This is a genomic window from Burkholderia sp. Nafp2/4-1b (assembly GCF_003635165.1).
Classification (GTDB): Bacteria; Pseudomonadota; Gammaproteobacteria; order Burkholderiales; family Burkholderiaceae; genus Burkholderia.
The window spans coordinates 35,045-53,897 of the sequence record NZ_ML058602.1; the positions used below are offsets into that span (position 1 = coordinate 35,045).

General features: G+C 67.4%; 17 protein-coding genes and 1 other RNA gene. 8 read left to right on the forward strand and 10 right to left on the reverse strand.

The features are described 5' to 3' along the window. Window positions 1–3: 3 nt before the first annotated feature. From rpoS to ffs, 9 genes are all read right to left on the reverse strand, one after another. Window positions 4–1,089, reverse strand: coding sequence for an RNA polymerase sigma factor RpoS (rpoS, locus tag C7H84_RS11225; protein ID WP_121858885.1), 1,086 nt, complete (start codon window positions 1,087–1,089; stop codon window positions 4–6). Between the two features lie 11 nt (window positions 1,090–1,100). Then, window positions 1,101–1,982 carry a peptidoglycan DD-metalloendopeptidase family protein gene (locus tag C7H84_RS11230; RefSeq protein WP_121858886.1) on the reverse strand — a complete coding sequence of 294 codons (882 nt, stop codon included), beginning with the start codon at window positions 1,980–1,982 and terminating at the stop codon, window positions 1,101–1,103. Between the two features lie 5 nt (window positions 1,983–1,987). Next, the gene (locus C7H84_RS11235) at window positions 1,988–2,917 is read right to left on the reverse strand and encodes a protein-L-isoaspartate(D-aspartate) O-methyltransferase (protein WP_121858887.1); all 930 of its coding nucleotides are present in this window, start codon (window positions 2,915–2,917) and stop codon (window positions 1,988–1,990) included. Further along, entirely contained in the window at window positions 2,914–3,675 is a 762-nt protein-coding gene (gene surE, locus C7H84_RS11240) for a 5'/3'-nucleotidase SurE (RefSeq protein WP_121858888.1), read from the reverse strand. Before surE ends, C7H84_RS11235 begins: the two co-directional genes overlap by 4 nt. A gap of 217 nt (window positions 3,676–3,892) precedes the next feature. Next, a complete protein-coding gene (locus C7H84_RS11245) occupies window positions 3,893–5,098 on the reverse strand; it encodes a CaiB/BaiF CoA-transferase family protein (protein ID WP_121858889.1) in 1,206 nt (401 codons plus the stop codon). 48 nt (window positions 5,099–5,146) lie between these two features. After that, window positions 5,147–5,743 (reverse strand): recombination mediator RecR, encoded by a 597-nt coding sequence (gene recR, locus C7H84_RS11250; RefSeq protein WP_059693248.1) that lies wholly within the window; start codon window positions 5,741–5,743, stop codon window positions 5,147–5,149. A gap of 49 nt (window positions 5,744–5,792) precedes the next feature. Further along, window positions 5,793–6,119 carry a YbaB/EbfC family nucleoid-associated protein gene (locus C7H84_RS11255; RefSeq protein ID WP_014896896.1) on the reverse strand — a complete coding sequence of 109 codons (327 nt, stop codon included), beginning with the start codon at window positions 6,117–6,119 and terminating at the stop codon, window positions 5,793–5,795. Between the two features lie 94 nt (window positions 6,120–6,213). Then, window positions 6,214–8,631 (reverse strand): DNA polymerase III subunit gamma/tau, encoded by a 2,418-nt coding sequence (locus C7H84_RS11260; RefSeq protein WP_121858890.1) that lies wholly within the window; start codon window positions 8,629–8,631, stop codon window positions 6,214–6,216. Window positions 8,632–8,758: 127 nt separating this feature from the next. Further along, window positions 8,759–8,857, reverse strand: an RNA gene (ffs, locus tag C7H84_RS11265) — signal recognition particle sRNA small type. Between the two features lie 413 nt (window positions 8,858–9,270). Here ffs and trxA point away from each other — a divergent pair. The 8 genes from trxA to C7H84_RS11310 all read left to right on the forward strand — a co-directional run bounded on the left by trxA (window position 9,271) and on the right by C7H84_RS11310 (window position 17,870). Next, window positions 9,271–9,597, forward strand: coding sequence for a thioredoxin TrxA (gene trxA / locus C7H84_RS11270; protein WP_006402348.1), 327 nt, complete (start codon window positions 9,271–9,273; stop codon window positions 9,595–9,597). Window positions 9,598–9,791: 194 nt separating this feature from the next. After that, entirely contained in the window at window positions 9,792–11,054 is a 1,263-nt protein-coding gene (gene rho, locus C7H84_RS11275) for a transcription termination factor Rho (RefSeq protein WP_006478662.1), read from the forward strand. Between the two features lie 130 nt (window positions 11,055–11,184). After that, the gene (locus C7H84_RS11280) at window positions 11,185–11,685 is read left to right on the forward strand and encodes a MerR family transcriptional regulator (protein ID WP_121858891.1); all 501 of its coding nucleotides are present in this window, start codon (window positions 11,185–11,187) and stop codon (window positions 11,683–11,685) included. Then, entirely contained in the window at window positions 11,682–13,238 is a 1,557-nt protein-coding gene (locus tag C7H84_RS11285; RefSeq protein ID WP_121858892.1) for an MFS transporter, read from the forward strand. Before C7H84_RS11280 ends, C7H84_RS11285 begins: the two co-directional genes overlap by 4 nt. Window positions 13,239–13,276: 38 nt before the next feature. After that, entirely contained in the window at window positions 13,277–14,107 is an 831-nt protein-coding gene (locus tag C7H84_RS11290) for a M90 family metallopeptidase (RefSeq protein ID WP_121858893.1), read from the forward strand. 160 nt (window positions 14,108–14,267) lie between these two features. Further along, window positions 14,268–14,528, forward strand: coding sequence for a type B 50S ribosomal protein L31 (locus C7H84_RS11295; protein WP_121858894.1), 261 nt, complete (start codon window positions 14,268–14,270; stop codon window positions 14,526–14,528). Window positions 14,529–14,748: 220 nt separating this feature from the next. Next, window positions 14,749–16,506 (forward strand): glycosyltransferase family 39 protein, encoded by a 1,758-nt coding sequence (locus tag C7H84_RS11305; protein WP_121858895.1) that lies wholly within the window; start codon window positions 14,749–14,751, stop codon window positions 16,504–16,506. A gap of 2 nt (window positions 16,507–16,508) precedes the next feature. Then, complete coding sequence (locus tag C7H84_RS11310) at window positions 16,509–17,870, forward strand: MATE family efflux transporter (protein ID WP_121858896.1); 1,362 nt, start codon at window positions 16,509–16,511, stop codon at window positions 17,868–17,870. 15 nt (window positions 17,871–17,885) lie between these two features. Here C7H84_RS11310 and lipA read toward each other — a convergent pair whose 3' ends face one another. Further along, entirely contained in the window at window positions 17,886–18,851 is a 966-nt protein-coding gene (lipA, locus tag C7H84_RS11315; protein WP_121858897.1) for a lipoyl synthase, read from the reverse strand. Window positions 18,852–18,853: the final 2 nt, after the last annotated feature.

Here is an 18,853-nt window from a genome sequence, read left to right on the forward strand (position 1 = left end):
CAGTTACAGAACGGCGTCCTTGCGCACGCCATTGGAGGCGAAGAACCGCTTGAGGCGCACCAGCGCTTCCTGCTGGATCTGCCGCACGCGCTCGCGCGTGAGTCCCATCTCGTCGGCCAGCTCCTCGAGCGTGGCCGGTTCGATGTGGTTGAGGCCGAAGCGGCGCTCGATCACGTGGCGGTGCTTGTCCGACAGACGCGACAGCCACGCGCGCGTGAGCGTCTCGAGTTCGCGGTGCTGCACTTCGGCGTCGGGCGACTGGCTCTGGTCGTCGGGCAGCAGGTCGAGCAGGCTGCTCGCGGGATCGAGATCGAGCGGCGCGTCGAGCGACGCGGTGTGCTCGTTGAGCGCGAGGATGTCGGTGACTTCCTCGGCGGTCTTGCCGGTGAGATAGGCGATGTCGTCGATGCTGGCTTCGCGGCGCTCGGCCGCCTCGCCCGTCGACATCGAATTCTTTTCGAGGTGGCGCTTCGCGCGCAGCACCTGGTTCAGTTCGCGGATCACGTGCACGGGCAGGCGCACGGTGCGGGCCTGGTTCATGATCGCCCGCTCGATGCTCTGCCGGATCCACCACGTCGCGTAGGTCGAAAAGCGAAAGCCGCGCGTCGGGTCGAACTTCTCGATCGCATGCATCAGCCCGAGGTTGCCTTCCTCGATCAGGTCGAGCAGCGGCACGCCGCGATTCAGGTAACCCTTCGCGATGCTGACGACGAGACGCAGGTTGCGCTCGATCATCACCTGCCGCGCCTCGAATTCGCCGGCCTTCGCGAGCCGGGAATAGCGCTGCTCCTCCTCGACGGTCAGGAGCGGCTTCACGCTGATGCGGTTCAGGTAATGCTGGATCGTGTCGGCCGTGAGTTCGGCCTGCAGCAATGCGCGGAAATCGTCGACGTCGGGCGCGGCCTCCGCACGGCCTTCGCGCTCGTCGTCGCCGTCCGCTTCGGCGTCGCGTGCCTCGACATCGCGTTCGTTTTCCGCGACGTCGTCTTCATCGTCCGTCGAAGCGCCAGCCCGCTCCACCGATGCTTGCGTGGCACGACTGATCTTCTCAGAATCGGCTTGCGGCTCGTGGCGCTTCGATTTCGGCATGGTCGTCTCGGTTATTGAGGCGGCAAATACTTCAGCGGATCGACAGGTTTACCCTGCCGGCGAACCTCGAAATGCAGCATCACGCGGTCGGCATCGCTGTTACCCATCTCGGCGATCTTTTGCCCCTTCGTTACCGCGTCCCCCTCTTTTACCATCAAAGCGCGATTGTGTGCATACGCCGTGAGGTAAGTTGCATCGTGTTTGATGATAATGAGGTTGCCGTAGCCACGCAGCCCGTTGCCCGAGTAGACGACGCGGCCGTCGGCCGCCGCCTTCACGGCTTCGCCGGCCGTGCCGCCGATATTGACGCCCTTGTTCTTCGCGTCGTCGAAACCGTTCAGCACGGGGCCGCGCACGGGCCATGCAAACGTCACGGGGCCGCTCGGCGCAGCTGCCGTATCGCTCGATGCGGCGGCAGCCGGCGGCGTGATCGCCGACGACGAACCCGCAGCGGGCGTGGCCGGACCGCTGCTGAGCGGTGCGGTCGCAACGGCGGCGCCGCCGATTGGCGCGGCAACCTGCGAGCCGGCAAGCGCGGCACCGCCCGGCGGCGCGACGCGCAGCAGCTGGTCGACTTCGATCTGGTTCGGGTTCGCCAGGTTGTTCCAGGTGGCGATGTCGCGATAGTTCTGCCCGTTCTCGAGTGCGATCCGGTACAGCGTGTCACCCGGTTTCACACGATAGAAGCCGGGCGGCGGCGGGCCCAGCGGCACCGCCGGCTGTGCGGCGGCGGTCGTGCCGAGCGATCCGGAGCGGTCGACGACGGGCGCGTTGTCGAGCCGCGTCGCACAGGCGGCCAGCAGCGTGGAGAACGCAGCCACACAGATCGCGCGCTGGGCGAACGTGAGCGGTTCCCTGGTTCGGTGGTTTTGCATCGCGCGCAACATACTCATCGGTTTCAAATCACTCCGGATTTTAAAGGGACAAAGAAAACGCGATCAAGCCGTGACTCCCGCCATTGCGCGTGCGCGACGCGCTCGACGAGCGTGAGCACCTGGTGCTGCCCGCTCTGCGCGCCGACCGGCGCGACGAGCCGCCCGCCGATCGCGAGCTGCTCGAGCAGCGCCTGCGGCACGTCGAGCCCCGCCGCCGCGATCACGATCGCGTCGAACGGCGCCGCGGACGGCAGGCCGACACGCCCGTCGCCGTAGTGCAGACGGATGTTCGGCACGCGCAGCGGCCGCAGGTTCAGCTTCGCGCGCTCGTAGAGCGGCTTGATGCGTTCAATCGAATACACGTCGCGTGCCACGTGACTCAGCACGGCGGCCTGGTAGCCGCAACCGGTGCCGATCTCGAGCACGCGCTCGAGCGTGCGGCCGGCCATCGCGAGCTCGATCATGCGCGCGACGACCGACGGCTTTGAAATCGTTTGCTGGTGACCGATCGGCAACGCGGCATCTTCGTAGGCCTGCGTCGCGAGCCCCTGATCCACGAACATGTGGCGCGGGACCGCGGCCATCGCATCCAGCACGCGCGCATCGGTCACGCCGTTCGCGCGCAGGCGTTCGACCATCCGCTCGCGCACACGTTCAGAGGTCAGCGCGAACGCGCCTGCCGGCGCGATGCTCGGCGCGGCCGGCTTCGGCATCGCGGGCTTCAGCGCGGTCGGCTTCGGTGCGGTCGCCGGCTTCGCGGCGGTCGTGCCGGGCAAAGCGCGAGCGGCACTCACCTTTACCGCCACCGGCTTCAGCACGGTAGCCGGCTTGTCGACGGCCTTCGGCACCGCGCTCGCCGCATGGCGTTCGCCGGCCCGGCCTTCGGATTTACGTGGCGCTCGCTTGAGATCTTCGAGCGCGAGCGGGAACCGCTTCGCGCGCTCGCCGCTCATGAAGCCCGTCCTCCTGCCCGCGCCCATTCGCGCGTGGCAGGCAGCATTTGCGTATGCGTGAGATCGAGCTGCAGCGGCGTGATCGACACGAAACCGTTTGCGACGGCGTGGAAATCGGTGCCTTCGCTCGCGTCCAGCGCCGCACCGGCGGCACCGATCCAGTAGACCGGCTCGCCGCGCGGGTCGGTCTGGCGAATCACCGGCTGCGACGGGTGCCTCTTGCCGAGGCGCGTGACCTTCCAGCCTTTCAGTTGGTCGTACGGCAGGTTCGGAATATTGACGTTCAGCAGCGGCTGGCCGGGCAGCGGATGCGCGAGGTAGTGCGCGACGATTTCCGCGGCGATGCGCGCCGCGTCCGCCAGATGGGCCCAGCCCTTATCGGCCAGCGAGAACGCGATGGCCGGCACGCCGAACATGATGCCTTCGGTGGCGGCTGCAACTGTCCCTGAATAGAGCGTGTCTTCGCCCATGTTCTGGCCGTTGTTGATCCCGGATACGACGAGATCCGGCCGTGCATCGGCCATCCCCGTCAACGCGACGTGCACCGAATCGGTCGGCGTGCCGTTCACGTAGAAGAAACCCGTATTCGCCGCGCGCTGGACCGACAGCGGCCGCGACAGCGTGAGGGAATTCGACGCGCCGCTGCAGTTCTGCTCGGGCGCGATCACCGTGAGTTCGGCCAGCGGCTGCAGCGCGTCGCTGAGCGCGGCGAGACCGGGGGCGAGATAGCCGTCGTCGTTGCTGAGTAGGATTCGCATCCGGCGATTGTAACCGAGGAAAGATGGCGCGAGAGCGACAGTCCCGCGGCTGCGGACGGGCCCGCACGCACGATGCGCACGCGGTGCGCCGCCGCATCGGGCGCCAGCTTTTCGCACGTTCGGGAAAACACCCGGACGCCGGGTTTACCGCACCGAACCACGTGCCGTCGCGCGCCACTTCGGCAGACCCGGCGCGCCGCGCCCGGTAGCGCGACGCTCAGATCGCGCCGGCCTCGCGCAGCGCGGCAATCGCCTGCGCGTCGTAGCCGAGGCCGCGCAGCACCTCGTCCGTATGCTCGCCGAGCTCCGGCCCGAGCCAGCGCGTTTCGCCCGGCGTGTCGGACAGCTTCGGCGTGATGTTCGGCAGCGGAATGTCGGTGCCGTCGGCGAGTTTGAAGCGCTGGATCATCTGCCGTGCGATGAACTGCGGATCGGTGAACATGTCGGCGGCGCTGTAGATGCGCCCTGCCGGCACGTCGGCCGCGTTGAGCACGGCCAGCGCATCGTCGATCGTGCGTGGCGCGAGCCACGCGGCGATCGCATCGTCGATTTCCTGCGTACGCGGCACGCGTCCGTCGTTGCGTGCGAGCGCGGGATCGTCGGCGAGGTCGTCGCGCTCGATCGCCTTCATCAGCCGCTTGAAGATCGGGTCGCTGTTGCCGCCGATCACGATGCTGCCGTCGCGGCACGCGTAGGTATTCGACGGCACGATGCCCGGCAGCGACGCTCCGGTGCGCTCGCGCACCATCCCGTATACGCCGTACTCGGGCACCACGCTTTCCATCATGTTGAACACCGCTTCATACAGTGCAACGTCGACCACCTGCCCCGCGCCGCCGTTCATGTTGCGGTGGTGGAGCGCCATCATCGCGCCGATCACGCCGTGCAGTGCCGCGATCGAATCGCCGATCGAGATGCCGATGCGCGGCGGCGGCAGCTCCGGATAGCCGGTGATGTGGCGCAAGCCGCCCATCGATTCGGCGATCGCGCCGAAGCCGGGCCGGTCGCGATACGGGCCCGTCTGCCCGTAGCCGGACAGGCGCACCATCACGAGACCGGGATTGTCGGCCGACAGCACGTCGTAGCCGAGGCCGAGCTTTTCGAGCAGGCCCGGACGGAAGTTCTCGATCACGATGTCGGCCTCGCGTGCGAGCTGTCGCGCAATCGTCTTGCCGGCCTCGGACTTCAGATTGAGGGTGACCGATTTCTTGTTGCGCGCCTGGACCGACCACCACAGCGACGTGCCGCCCTGTTCCGGATGCAGCTTGCGCCACTTGCGCAGCGGATCGCCGCCGTTCGGATCCTCGATCTTGATCACTTCCGCGCCGAATTCGGCAAAGAGGCGCGACGCGAACGGCCCCGCGATCAGCGTCCCGAATTCGAGCACTTTGACGCCCGCGAGGGGGCCCTGGCTGGTGCTCATGTATCTCCCTGACATGACGAACGGCGCCGCCGAGCGGCGGCGCCCGGCTTACATCGTGCGGCGGTCGAGCATCGCGCGGGCGATAGTGCCCGCGTCGACGTATTCGAGCTCGCCGCCCACCGGCACGCCGCGGGCGAGGCGCGTGACCGCGAGCCCGCGCGCCTTCAGCGTCTGGCCGAGATAGTGGGCGGTGGCTTCGCCCTCGTTCGTGAAGTTGGTCGCGAGCACGACCTCCTTGACGATGCCGTCGGACGCGCGCCGCACGAGGCGGTCGAAATGGATTTCCTTCGGGCCGATCCCGTCGAGCGGGCTCAACCGCCCCATCAGCACGAAATACAGCCCGCGGTACGTCATCGTCTGCTCGAGCATGATCTGGTCGGCCGGCGTCTCGACGACGCACAGCAGCGTCGGATCACGCTCCTCGTCGCTGCATAGCTCGCAGATCTGCGCTTCGGTGAACGTGTTGCACTTCTCGCAGTGCTGCAGGTGCTCGGTCGCAAACAGCAGCGACCGGCCGAGCCGCTCCGCGCCCTCCCGATCGTGCTGCATCAGGTGGTACGCCATGCGCTGCGCGGATTTCGGCCCGACGCCGGGCAATACGCGCAGCGCTTCGACGAGCGCGGACAAGGCGGACGGCTGTTTCATACGGCGGCTGAAGGCTCAACAGGCTGATCGGGCTGAACGGACGCTGCGCTCAGAACGGCAGCTTGAAGCCCGGGGGCAGCGGCAGGCCCGACGTCATGCCGCTCATCTTTTCCTGCGACGTCGCTTCGGCCTTGCGCACGGCATCGTTGAACGCGGCCGCAACCAGGTCCTCGAGCATGTCCTTGTCGTCCGCGAGCAGGCTCGGATCGATCGCGACGCGGCGCACTTCGTTGCGGCAGGTCATCGTCACCTTGACGAGGCCGGCACCCGATTGCCCTTCGACTTCGATCAACGCAAGCTGCTCCTGCATCTTCTTCATGTTTTCCTGCATTTGCTGCGCTTGCTTCATCAGTCCGGCGAGGTTGCCTTTCAACATGGGAATACTCCTTCTTGATCGTGTGAAACCCGGCACGCGGCGCGTGCCGGTCAATGTGTGCGGGCGTGATTGTGCCTGTCGCGGTGCGATTCGTTCAATGCAGCGTCGGCGGCGTGCCGTCCGGCGCCGCATCGGCGAGCGGCCGCACCGAGCCTTCGACGATGCGCGCGCCGAAGTCACGCACGAGTTGCTGGACGAACGGATCGCCATGAATGTCTTGCTCGGCCTCGCGCTGGCGTGCCGCGCGTGCGGCCGCATCGAGCGCCGCCGCGGTGCGCCGCGCGGGCCCGACCTCGACCGCGACCTCGACCGGCTTGCCGAGCGCGTCGGCCAATGCGGCCTTCAGCTTCGCGACCTGCGCGGCATCCGCATACTGCGGCACCGGCACGGACAGCTTCAACGTCGTCGCGTCGACAGCCGTCAGTTCGCTGTTGAACGCGAGTTGATACGCGACGCCCTTCAGCGGCAGCCGCGCGGCCAGCGCCGGCCATTCGCCGTCGAAGCCTAGCGGATCGAGCGCGATCGCGGGCGGCAGCGGACGCGTGTCGACCGGTGCGGACGGACGCGCGTCCACCGGCTTCGGCGCGATGCGCACGTCGTCGGGGCCGCTGTCGAATACCGGGACGAAACCGTCGTCGGCCGCACCGCCGAACATCTCGTCGGCGCTGAGCGGCACGTATTCGTCCGGCGGGATGTCTTCCCACGGCGGTGGTGCCTGGCGCGTGTCGGCGGCTTGCGGTGCACGGGCCGCCGCGCGCGGCGTCGGCACCTGCACGGCAGGACGCGCGGCGGCCGGTTTTTCAACGGCCGGCTGGGCCGCCGCCGATTTCGGCGCGGCGCCTGCCCGCGAGCGGTCGGACGACACGCGCATGCCGGCATTGCGCAGCACGTCGAGCGCGGCGGCGGCGCCACCGCGGGCCGGCGGACGTGCGGCCGGCTCGGCCGGTTTGGCCGGCGCAGCGCGCGGTGCCGGTTCGGCAGGCGGTGCGGGTTCGTCGTGGCGCTTGGCGGCAACCGCGGGCGGTTCAGGTTCGTCGCGGGCTGCCGGCGGCGCATCGGTCGTCGGTGCTGCTTGCGGTGCCGCTTGAGGTGCTGCTTGCGGTGCCGCTTGAGGCGCTGCTTGAGACGCCGGTTTCGGTTCCGACTGCGGTGCGGCCGGTGCTTCGGCCGCAGCCGCAGCCGGCGACGCAGCAGGCTTCACAGCGGATGCAATCGTCGCATCGTCGGACTGCGCCGGCGACGGACGTGCAGCGGGAGCGGTCGGCACGGCAGCTTGCGGGCGCGCTGCTTCCGCGGGTGCCGGTGCCGGTGCCGGGGTCGACGGCTTCGGCGCCGCAGCCGACACGGCAACAGCAGCCGCACGCGGCGCGGGTGCCGTCACCGCACGCGGCGTGGCCGGCTGGCCACCCGGCGCACTGCCGGCGCCGACAGCCGGCTCGAACGCGAGCATCCGCAGCAACGTCATCGTGAAGCCGGCGTATTCGTCCGGCGCGAGGCCAAGCTCCGCGCGTCCGACCGTCGCGATCTGATAGAACAGCTGAACCTGCTCGGGGCTCAGCGTCTCCGCGAAACGGCGCAGGTCGGCCGCTTCCGGCCATTCGTCGAGCACGGAGCCCGGCGCGAACTGCGCCCATGCGATCCGGTGCAGCAGGCTCGCGAGATCCTGCAGCGCGGTGGAAAAGGACAGGCTGCGCAGCGACATCTCGTCGGCGATCGCGAGGATCTCCGGGCCGTTGCCGGCCGCGAGCGCATCGAGCAGGCGCACCATGTAGGTCTGGTCCAGCGCGCCGAGCATGCCCGACACAGCCGATTCGGTCACTTCGTTCGCCGAATAGGCGATCGCCTGGTCGGTCAACGACAGCGCATCGCGCATGCTGCCCTGCGCGGCACGCGCGAGCAGACGCAGCGCCTGCTGCTCGAACGAGATCCGTTCTTCGCCGAGGATCCGCTCGAGGTGCGACACGATGTGCCCGGCCGGCATCTGCTTCAGGTTGAACTGCAGGCAGCGCGACAGCACGGTGACGGGAATCTTCTGCGGATCGGTGGTCGCGAGGATGAACTTCACGTGCGGCGGCGGTTCCTCGAGCGTCTTCAGCATCGCGTTGAACGCGTGATTCGTCAGCATGTGCACTTCGTCGATCATGTAGACCTTGAAGCGCGCATCGACGGGCGCGTACACCGCGCGCTCGAGCAGCGCGGCCATCTCGTCGACGCCGCGGTTGCTCGCCGCGTCCATCTCGACGTAGTCGACGAAGCGGCCTTCGTCGATCTCGCGGCATGCGCGGCACACGCCGCACGGCTGCGACGTGACGCCGGTTTCACAGTTGAGCGCTTTCGCGAAGATCCGCGACAGCGTCGTCTTGCCGACACCGCGGGTTCCGGTAAACAGATAGGCGTGATGGAGACGCCCGCCGTCGAGCGCGTGCGTGAGCGCCCTGACGACGTGCTCCTGGCCGACGAGCGAAGCGAAATCCTTCGGACGCCACTTGCGTGCGAGAACTTGATAGGTCATCGGGAAATTGTATCAGTAACGCTGCGTCGCGCCGACACGCGAAACGGTGCGGAAAACGGGCAACGCGCAGGAAAAACGGAGAATGCCGCAGAAATAAAAAACGCCCAACGAACGGGGCGAGAGAGAAGGTGACGAGCCCAACCCTCGGCACTGGCAGAAAACGATTGTGGCTGCTTCGTTCCCGACCTGACCAGGTTCACCGCCCCACCATGCGAGGAGGCCCGTCACGGCATATTCTATCACCGCTCCTGGCCAAATGCGACCGTTTGTTCGCAACAATGCAAACGATCGAGTGAACCGGCGCGCGTAGGCACATGAAAAGCGAGCCCGAGCACGCGCATACCAGCGTACCCATTACGTCAGCTCTTGTATTTTGCGAGCCGGCCTCCACCTTCGAAACGCAACGGTCGAACGGCGCGTCGTACCCCTACTCGCGAAGCGGCTACTATCGCCGCCCGCAGCGGATAGCAATTTAGGCTAATATGACGCCCGAACGACCCGCGAGCCGCGCCAGCAGCGCCTACGCCCTTCCTTACGGAGAGCGGAGCGACCTGCCGCAGCGACCGGCAGCCGTCAGGCGGCCGGAGCGCCGCAACGCGCCGAGCAGGCAGTCCCCGAACCGTAAGAGGTATTGACCCAATGAGCGAACAGATCAAACACATCAGCGACGCATCGTTCGAACAGGACGTCGTCAAATCCGACAAGCCCGTGCTCGTCGACTTCTGGGCCGAATGGTGCGGCCCGTGCAAGATGATCGCCCCGATCCTCGACGAAGTCGCGAAGGACTACGGCGACAAGCTGCAGATCGCGAAGATCAACGTCGACGACAACCAGGCGACGCCTGCGAAGTTCGGCGTGCGCGGCATCCCGACGCTGATCCTGTTCAAGAACGGCGCGGCCGCCGCACAGAAGGTCGGCGCGCTGTCGAAGTCGCAGCTCACCGCATTCCTGGACAGCCACCTGTAATACCGGCCGTTACGCGGACGTGTTGTCAACCGACAACACGTCCGCCGTCATGCCGCCGATCGGCCGCTCAGGCTCGAATCGGCATATGCTAGAATCAAAAAACGTCTACAAGACGCATTAAGTCTCAGAGCGCTTCCGCTCGCCCTCCTCCCTTATTTCTTTTCGTCGCTTCTCCTCCCTGGCGGGTTCTCCGTATGCATTTATCCGAGCTCAAGTCTCTGCACGTGTCCGAACTGATCGAAATGGCCAATGGCCTGGAGATCGAAAACGCGAACCGCCTGCGCAAGCAGGAGTTGATGTTCGCCATTCTCAAAAAGCGCGCCAAGACGGGAGAGACGATCTTCGGCGACGGCACGCTCGAAGTGCTGCCGGACGGCTTCGGCTTCCTGCGCTCGCCGGAAATGTCGTACCTCGCGAGCACCGACGACATCTATATCAGCCCGTCGCAGATCCGCCGCTTCAACCTGCATACCGGCGACACCATCGAAGGTGAAGTCCGCACGCCGAAGGACGGCGAGCGCTACTTCGCGCTGGTGAAGGTCGACAAAGTCAACGGGCAGCCGCCCGAGGCCTCGAAACACAAGATCATGTTCGAGAACCTCACGCCGCTGCACCCGAACAAGCCGCTGTCGCTCGAACGCGAAATGCGCGGCGAAGAAAACGTCACGGGCCGCATCATCGACATGATCGCGCCGATCGGCAAGGGCCAGCGCGGCCTGCTGGTCGCGTCGCCGAAGTCGGGCAAGACCGTGATGCTCCAGCACATCGCGCACGCGATCAAGCAGAACCACCCGGACGTGATCCTGTTCGTGCTGCTGATCGACGAGCGCCCTGAAGAAGTGACCGAAATGCAGCGCTCGGTCGCCGGCGAAGTGATCGCGTCGACGTTCGACGAACCGGCCACGCGTCACGTGCAGGTCGCCGAAATGGTGATCGAGAAGGCCAAGCGCCTCGTCGAAATGAAGCACGACGTCGTGATTCTGCTCGACTCGATCACGCGTCTCGCCCGTGCATACAACACCGTGATCCCGGCGTCGGGCAAGGTGCTGACGGGTGGTGTCGATGCGAACGCACTGCAGCGTCCGAAGCGCTTCTTCGGCGCGGCACGCAACATCGAGGAAGGCGGCTCGCTGACGATCATCGGCACCGCGCTGATCGAAACCGGCAGCCGCATGGACGACGTGATCTACGAAGAGTTCAAGGGCACCGGCAACATGGAAGTGCACCTCGAGCGCCGTCTCGCGGAAAAGCGCGTCTATCCGTCGATCAACCTGAACAAGTCGGGCACGCGTCGCGAAGAAATGCTGATCAAGCCCGAGATCCTTCAGAAGATCTGGGTGCTGCGCAAGTTCATCCACGACATGGACGAAGTCGAGGCAATGGAATTCCTGCTCGACAAGATCCGCCAGACGAAGAGCAATTCCGAGTTCTTCGACCTGATGCGCCGCGGCGGCTGATCGCCGTCGCCCCGCACCGAACGGCCGCCCGCGCGTTTCGCCCGGCGGCCGTTTTTCCGCCCCAACCTGAACGTGAACGTACAGGTTGCTCTATAATCGCGTCATCGCCCTCTCCTGAAGCCGCCTTCCGATGCCGAACGATGACTCCCCCGCGCTGCTGACCGTGAGCGACGCCGCGTCGCGGCTCGGCGTCACGCCGCGCACGCTGAAGTACTACGAGGAGCGCGGGCTCGTCACGCCGTCGCGCAGCGGCGGCCGCTATCGGCTGTACGACGAAGCCGATCTCGAACGCTTCGCGCGCATCCTGCGGCTGCGCGCGCTCGGCTTTTCGCTGCACGGCATCACGGAGATGCTCAAGCGCCCGCTGGAAGAAACGGGCGATGGCCGGCGCCGCTATTCGGACGCGTCGCTGCGCGAGATCCGCACGGGGCTGGCCGAACAGATCGAGACGCTCGACCGGCGGATCGCGGCCGTGCAGCGCGAACTGAAGGAAGCCGTCGCGCTGCGCAAGGAACTGCAGCACGACATCGACTACGTCGAACGGCGTCTCGCCGGCGAAAACCCCGACGCACTGATCGCACAGCGGCGGGCCGAAGCCGGCGCGCGGCGCACGCGCAAGGATCGCGAATGAACGTCGCGCCCGGTCGCTCGCCGCTGTGGAGCCGCGCCAACCTGCGCGCGGACCTGTTCCCGTGGGCGCTCGCGCTCGTCACGGGCATCGACTACTTCGACAACGCGGCGTTCTCGTTCTTCGCGAGCTACATCGCGGGCGGCATCAACGCGTCGCCCGACGAACTCGTGTGGTCATCGAGCGCGTATGCGGTCACGGCCGTGCTCGGCATCCTGCAGCAGCAATGGTGGGTCGACCGGCTCGGGCATCGCCGCTACGTCGCCGGCTGCATGCTGATGTTCTCGTTCGGCGCGATCGCGGCCGCGATCGCCGACACGTCGCTCGAGCTCGCGTTCGCGCGCGGCTTCCAGGGCTACTTCATCGGTCCGATGATGGGCGCGTGCCGGATCCTGATCCAGATCAGCTTCAAGCCGCAGGAGCGGCCGCCCGCCACGCGCGCGTTCCTGATCATGATCCTGCTCGGCAGCGCGCTCGCGCCGATCGTCGGCGGGCTGCTCGTCGCGCATTCGACGTGGCGCGCGCTGTTCGCGTGCACCGCGCCCGCGGGCATCGCGTTCGCGATCCTCGCGCTTCTCACGCTGCCCGATTCGGGCAGGACGCCCGACGACGAGCGCGGCACCGGGCATTTCTGGCCGTACGTCGTGTTCGCACTCGCGCAAGGCGCGCTGCAGATCGTGCTGCAGCAGGTGCATTACCAGCTCTACAGCGGCTCGCCGATGCTGATCATGTTGACGTTCGCCGGTCTCGGCGCGCTCGCGTGGTTCGCGTATCACCAGTGGAACCATCCGACGCCGCTCGTGCGGCTGCATGCGTTTCGCGAGCGCACGTTCCAGGTCGGGTTGCTGCTGTACATGTTCTATTACTACGAGTCGACGGGCTTCAGCTACCTGACTTCCCGCCTGCTCGAAGGCGGCCTCGGTTATCCGGTCGAGAATGCCGGGCGCCTGGTCGGCACGATGTCGCTGATTTCGGCCACCGCGCTGTTCGCGTACCTGCGCTATGCGAAGCACGTCACGCACAAGAAATGGTTCGTCGTGCCGGGTTTCGCGATCGCGATCACGGCCGCGCTGTGGATGACGCGGATGACACCGCAGGTCGGCGAAGCCGCGCTGATCGTCCCGCTGCTGCTGCGCGGATTGCTGCTGCTGTTCATCGTGCTGCCGGTCGCGAACCTGACGTTCCGCATCTTCGCGATCGACGAATACACGCACGGCTACCGCCTGAAGAACATCGTGCGGCAGCTGACGATCTCGTTCGCGACGTCGTCGGTGATCATCGTCGAGCAGCACCGGGTGGCCGTGCACCAGACGCGGCTCGTCGAGCGCGCGAACGTGTTCGACCCGCTGTTCCAGCAGACCGTCGACGCGCTCACGCGCAGCTATGCGGCGGCCGGCCATGCGCTGACCGACGCGCACGCCCTCGCGATCGCATCGATCGCGCGGATGGTCGCGCAACAGGCGTCGTTCCTTGCCTCGCTCGACGGTTTCTATTTTCTCGCGGGCGTCGCGCTGGTCGGCGGCCTCTTCGCGGCTTGGCAAAAAGAGATCGATTGAGTTAAAAGACAGGCTTTGGCTTTTCCCGCGCCGCCTCCATGCTCTCGAAACTGACCCGCTGGTTCGACGACCGCCGCCGCGATCGCGCGCTGCGCAGCCATCCGATTCCCGATGCGCTGTGGCAGGACACCGTCGAACGCCTGCCGTTCCTCGACGCGCTGTCGCCGGGCGACCTGGGCAGGCTGCGCGAGCTGACGAGCCTGTTCGTCGCGAAGAAGTCGTTTTCGACCGCGCACGGGCTCGAACTCACCGACGAAATGATCGTCGCGATCGCCGCACAGGCGTGCCTGCCCGTGCTGAATCTCGATTTGTCGCTGTACGACGGCTGGGTCGGCGTCGTCGTGTATCCGGGCGAATTCGTGATCCGCAAGACCGTGCAGGACGAAGACGGCGTGGTCCATGAAGTCGAGCAGGACGCGAGCGGCGAAGCATGGGAAGGCGGCCCGGTGATCCTGTCGTGGGAAGACGCGCAGATGACGGACGGCCGCGACGCGTACAACGTCGTGATCCACGAGTTCGCGCACAAGGTCGACATGCTCAACGGCGAGGCCGACGGCTATCCGCCCCTCTTTCGCCGCTGGCACGCGCCGCATCTCGATGCGCAGGCGTGGGCCGACGTGTTCGAGCATGCGTACGACCAGTTCTGCGCGCGCGTCGACGCGGTGCCGGACCGCGCGTGGGCGCGCTTCGAGCGCGACTCGCTGATCGATCCCTATGCGGCCGACCACCCGTCGGAATTCTTCGCGGTGTGCAGCGAAGCACTGTTCGTGCGGCCGCGCGCGTTCGAGTCCGAATTTCCGGAGCTGTACCGGCTGCTCGCGCGCTACTACCGGCAGGATCCGGCGCGCACCGGCGCCCTCGACGCATGATGGAAATTATTCGTCAACCGTCTGATTTTCTGGCATAATCGCCGTTTTTCGACCTTAGGCAAGTGGCTCGCGCCGAGCTTGACGTCCGCTGATCCGCGCAAATTGCGCGATCCGGCACGGCAAGCGGCGGGTTGGCTACCGCTCTCACCAAGGAAAGACCATGAAAGAAGGCATCCACCCGAATTACCGCGAAGTCGTCTTCCAAGACATGTCGAACGGCTTCAAGTTCATCACGCGCTCGACGATCCAGACGCGTGAAACCATCGAACACGAAGGCAAGACCTACCCGCTCGCCAAGATCGAAGTGTCGTCGGAATCGCACTCGTTCTACACGGGTCAGCAAAAGATCATGGACACGGCAGGCCGTGTCGAGAAGTTCAAGAACAAGTTCGGCGTCCGCGCCAACGGCAAGGCGAAGTAAGCTTCGCACCGATCCGGTCGTTACGACGTACCGGTACCGCACGAAAGGGCAGCCCAGGCTGCCCTTTTTTGTCGCCGCTCGCCGGACCATCCGCCGGCCGGCGCCCGGGTAATCGTCTGACGCGCAACGGCCGGCGCGTCTACAATGCCGGATGCTCGAATCCGGCGCCGTCGGCGCATGACCGCACCGGCCGCCCGCTCATAACAAATCGCTCATCTGCATGAAGCCTGTCGTCCGTCTCACCGCCTCCGCCACGCGCGCGCTGCCGCGCTGGCTGCTGCTCACGCTCTGCCTCGTCTACGCGGCGTTCGGCCTGTTCGGCCGCGATCCGTGGAAGAACGAGGACGCGGCGGGCTTCGGCGTGATGTGGACGATGGCCACCGGCGGCTGGCACGACTGGCTGCTGCCGAATCTGGTCGGCAAGTTCATCACGACCGACGGGCCGCTCGGCTACTGGCTCGGCGCGCTGTCGATCCGCGCGCTGGCGCCGTGGGTCGACGCGAGCAACGCGTCGCGCGTCGACACGGGCGTGCTGTTCTGCGTCGCCTGTGCATTCGTCTGGTACGCCGCCTACCTGCTCGGCCGGCGCGCCGAGGTGCAGCCGTTCAAATACGCATTCGGCGGTGAACCGGAGCCGCGCGACTACGGCCGCACGCTCGCCGACGGCGCGCTGCTGGTTCTGGTCGCCTGCTTCGGGCTCGCGGAGCGCGGCCACGAAACCACGCCGCAGCTCGCGCAGTTCGCATGGATTGCGATGTTCGTCTACGGGATCGTGCGCGGCATCGACAAGCCGATGCAGGGCGCGCTGTGGTGGGGCGTCGCGCTCGGCCTCGTCGCGCTGTCCGGCAACCCGGTACTGGTCGTCGCGCTGCTCGCCGGCACGGCCGCGCTGTGGCTCGTCACGCCGGAGATGCGCAACCTGCGCCTGCCGCTGATCGGGTTGCCGCTCGCGGCCGCGATTTTCGCGCTGTGGCCGCTCGCCGCATTCCGCGCGGCGCCCGACGACGCCGCGTGGTTCTTCAACCAGTGGATCCACGGCAGCCTGATGCGCTTCTCGGGCCCGCCGACCGCGGTGCTAGGCTATGCGGCAAAGAACCTGCCGCTCTTCACGTGGCCTGCGTGGCCGCTCGCGATCTGGGCGTGGTGGAGCTGGGCCGGCATGCGCCGCCGCGCGCACATCGCGATTCCGCTGTCGGTCGTGGTGCCGCTCGTCGCGCTCGTGATCCTGCAGAGCCAGCAGTCGAACCGCATGTACATGCTGTTGCTGCCGCCGCTCGCGGTGCTCGCCACCTTCGCGCTGCCGACCCTGAAGCGCGGCGCGATCAACGCGATCGACTGGTTCGCGGTGCTGAGCTTCACGATCCTCGGCACGTTCGTGTGGCTGGTGTGGCTCGCGTCGCTCACCGGCTTCCCGCATCCGCTCGCGCGCAACCTCGCGCGCCTCGTGCCCGGCTACGAGCCGCACTTCAAGATCCTGTCGTTCGTCTGCGCGGTGATCGTCACCGTGTGCTGGTGCCTGCTCGCGCGCTGGCGCATCTCGCGCCAGCCGAAGGTGCTGTGGCGCAGCGTCGTGCTGTCGGGCGCCGGCACCACGCTGATGTGGGTGCTGCTGATGACGCTGTGGCTGCCGATCGTCAACTACGGCCGGACCTACAGCGACGTCGCGCAACAGATCGCGTCGCATCTGCCGAAGGACTACGAGTGCATCTCGCCCGTGCGGCTCGGCGATGCGCAGATCGCGACCTTCGCGTACTTCGGCGACATGCATTTCGAATTCTCCGGCGAGTGCGACGTGATCCTGCGCCAGGACCGCGCGGACTTCGGCGAGCCGAGCGCGATGTCGAAATACGTGTGGCGTCTCGTATGGGAAGGCCGCCGCGTGGCCGACCGCGACGAGCGCTTCCGCCTGTACGAGCGCATCGAGCGGCCGGTGGCACCCGTCAAGCGCCGCGGCCCACGCCACCGGGCGGTCGATTGACGATGTTCGCCGACATCCGCCGGATCGTCGGTCTCGCGTGGCCGGTGCTCGTCGGCCAGCTCGCGATCATCGCGTTCGGCGTGATCGACACGGCGATGGTCGGCCGCTACTCGGCCATCGATCTGGCCGCGCTCGGGCTCGGTTCGTCGATCTACGTGTCGATCTACATCGGGATGACGGGCATCCTGTCCGCGCTGCAGCCGATCACCGGGCAGCTTTACGGCGCGCGGCGCTATGCGGAGATCGGCGAGGAAGTCCGCCAGGCACTGTGGCTCGCGCTGATGCTCTCGGTGCCCGGCTTCCTGCTGCTGCATTTTCCCGAACCGCTGCTGCACCTCGCGCACGCGCCGCCCGCACTGCACGACCGCACCGTCGACTACCTGCGGATCCTGTCGTACGGCTTGCCGGCGAGCCTCGTGTTCCGCATCTACAACGCGCTGACCAACGCGGCCGGCAAGCCGCGCCTCGCGATGATCCTGCAGATCGGCGCGCTGCTGCTCAAGTTTCCGCTCAACGTGTGGTTCATCTTCGGCGGATTCGGCGTGCCGGCCCTCGGCGGCCCCGGTTGCGGGCTCGCGAGCACGCTGATCAACTGGGCGCTCGCGCTGATCGGCTTCACGCTGCTCGCGAAGCTCGACGTGTTCGCGCCGCTCGCGATCTTCTCGCGCTTTTGCTGGCCCGTATGGGCGCGCCTGAAGGCCATCCTGACGCTCGGCGTGCCGATGGGCCTGTCGTACCTGATCGAGGTCACGTCATACACGTGCATGGCGCTCTTCATCGCGCAGTTCGGCACGACGACGCTCGCCGGCCACCAGATCGCCGGCAACATCGGCGCGGTGCTGTACATGACGCCGCTGTCGATCGGCGTCGCGGCGTCGACGCTCGTCGCGCGCGCACTCGGCGCCGGCCGCCCTGACGAGGCGCGGCTGCTCGGCCGACACAGCGTGATGCTCGCGTGCGGGATCGCCGCCGCCTACGGCGTGCTCCTGTTCACGCTGCGCCCGCTGATCGTCAGCGGCTACACGCCGGACCCGGCCGTGGTCGCCGCCGCGCTGCCGCTGGTCGCGATCGTCACCTGCTACCACTTCTTCGACGCGCTGCAGATCACGTCCGCATTCGTGCTGCGCGCGTACAAGGTCGCGGTCGTGCCGACCGTGATCTATGCGGTCGCGCTGTGGGGCGTCGGGCTCGGCGGCGGCTACGTGCTCGGCTTCGACGTCGGCGGCATCGCGCCCGCCTGGCTGACCGGCGCGCGCGGGTTCTGGTTCGCGAACACGGTCAGCCTGATGCTCGCGGGCGCCGGGCTCGCGCTTTACCTGCGCCACGTCAGCCGCAGGCAGCTGTCCGCCAGCGCCAGCGCCTGACGCCCGGCCCGCGGCCTACGCGTCGGCCAGCACGTCGGCCGCGTGATACGACGATCGCACGAGCGGCCCCGCCACGACTTCCCTGAAACCGAGCGCCAGCCCCTCGTCGCGCCACGCGGCGAATGCATCCGGGCTCACGTAGCGCCGTACCGGCAGGTGGTGTTCGGACGGCGCGAGATACTGGCCGAGCGTCAGCACGTCGACCTCGTGCGCACGCAGGTCGCGCAACGTGTCCCGCACCTCGTCGTCCCGTTCGCCGAGCCCGAGCATCAAGCCCGATTTCGTCACGAGCGTCGGCCGCGCGGCCTTAGCCTGCGCGAGCAGTTCGAGCGAGCCGCGGTAGTCGGCGCCCGGCCGCGCGGCCCGGTACAGCGACGGTACCGTCTCGATGTTGTGGTTGAACACATCGGGCCATGCCACCGACAATGCGTCGAGCGCACGCGGAACGCGGCCGCGGAAATCGGGCGTCAGCACCTCGACGCCGATGCCCGGCACGCTCGCGCGCACCGCCGCGATGCAGGCCGCGAAATGCGCGGCGCCGCCGTCGCGCAGGTCGTCGCGATCGACCGACGTGATCACGACGTAGCGCAGCCCGAGCGCCGCGACCGCGTCGGCGAGCCGCGCGGGCTCGTCCGGATCGAGCGGCTCGGGACGGCCGTGCGCGACGTCGCAGAACGGGCAGCGCCGCGTGCACAGGCCGCCCATGATCATGAAGGTCGCGGTGCGCTGCGCGAAGCATTCGCCGATGTTCGGGCACATCGCTTCCTCGCAGACGGAATGCAGCCGGTGATCGCGCAGCACGGCCGCCATGTCGGCGACCGCCCCGCTCATCATCGGCCGCGCCCGCAGCCACGGCGGCTTCGGCAGCGCCGCGTCGCCCGCCGGCTCGACGCGCACCGGAATGCGCGCGAGCTTGTCGCGGCTTCTCGCGCCCGGCTGGCCGAGTGCGGTGAGGCTGGGTCGTTCGAGCGCGGCGGCCATCG

Bases quoted from the DNA above. Each gene is read 5' to 3' on its own strand.
- rpoS (WP_121858885.1), bottom strand. From the start codon at position 1,089: ATGCCGAAATCGAAGCGCCACGAGCCGCAAGCCGATTCTGAGAAGATC.
- C7H84_RS11230 (WP_121858886.1), bottom strand. From the start codon at position 1,982: ATGAGTATGTTGCGCGCGATGCAAAACCACCGAACCAGGGAACCGCTC.
- C7H84_RS11235 (WP_121858887.1), bottom strand. From the start codon at position 2,917: ATGAGCGGCGAGCGCGCGAAGCGGTTCCCGCTCGCGCTCGAAGATCTC.
- surE (WP_121858888.1), bottom strand. From the start codon at position 3,675: ATGCGAATCCTACTCAGCAACGACGACGGCTATCTCGCCCCCGGTCTC.
- C7H84_RS11245 (WP_121858889.1), bottom strand. From the start codon at position 5,098: ATGAGCACCAGCCAGGGCCCCCTCGCGGGCGTCAAAGTGCTCGAATTC.
- recR (WP_059693248.1), bottom strand. From the start codon at position 5,743: ATGAAACAGCCGTCCGCCTTGTCCGCGCTCGTCGAAGCGCTGCGCGTA.
- C7H84_RS11255 (WP_014896896.1), bottom strand. From the start codon at position 6,119: ATGTTGAAAGGCAACCTCGCCGGACTGATGAAGCAAGCGCAGCAAATG.
- C7H84_RS11260 (WP_121858890.1), bottom strand. From the start codon at position 8,631: ATGACCTATCAAGTTCTCGCACGCAAGTGGCGTCCGAAGGATTTCGCT.
- trxA (WP_006402348.1), top strand. From the start codon at position 9,271: ATGAGCGAACAGATCAAACACATCAGCGACGCATCGTTCGAACAGGAC.
- rho (WP_006478662.1), top strand. From the start codon at position 9,792: ATGCATTTATCCGAGCTCAAGTCTCTGCACGTGTCCGAACTGATCGAA.
- C7H84_RS11280 (WP_121858891.1), top strand. From the start codon at position 11,185: ATGCCGAACGATGACTCCCCCGCGCTGCTGACCGTGAGCGACGCCGCG.
- C7H84_RS11285 (WP_121858892.1), top strand. From the start codon at position 11,682: ATGAACGTCGCGCCCGGTCGCTCGCCGCTGTGGAGCCGCGCCAACCTG.
- C7H84_RS11290 (WP_121858893.1), top strand. From the start codon at position 13,277: ATGCTCTCGAAACTGACCCGCTGGTTCGACGACCGCCGCCGCGATCGC.
- C7H84_RS11295 (WP_121858894.1), top strand. From the start codon at position 14,268: ATGAAAGAAGGCATCCACCCGAATTACCGCGAAGTCGTCTTCCAAGAC.
- C7H84_RS11305 (WP_121858895.1), top strand. From the start codon at position 14,749: ATGAAGCCTGTCGTCCGTCTCACCGCCTCCGCCACGCGCGCGCTGCCG.
- C7H84_RS11310 (WP_121858896.1), top strand. From the start codon at position 16,509: ATGTTCGCCGACATCCGCCGGATCGTCGGTCTCGCGTGGCCGGTGCTC.
- lipA (WP_121858897.1), bottom strand. From the start codon at position 18,851: ATGGCCGCCGCGCTCGAACGACCCAGCCTCACCGCACTCGGCCAGCCG.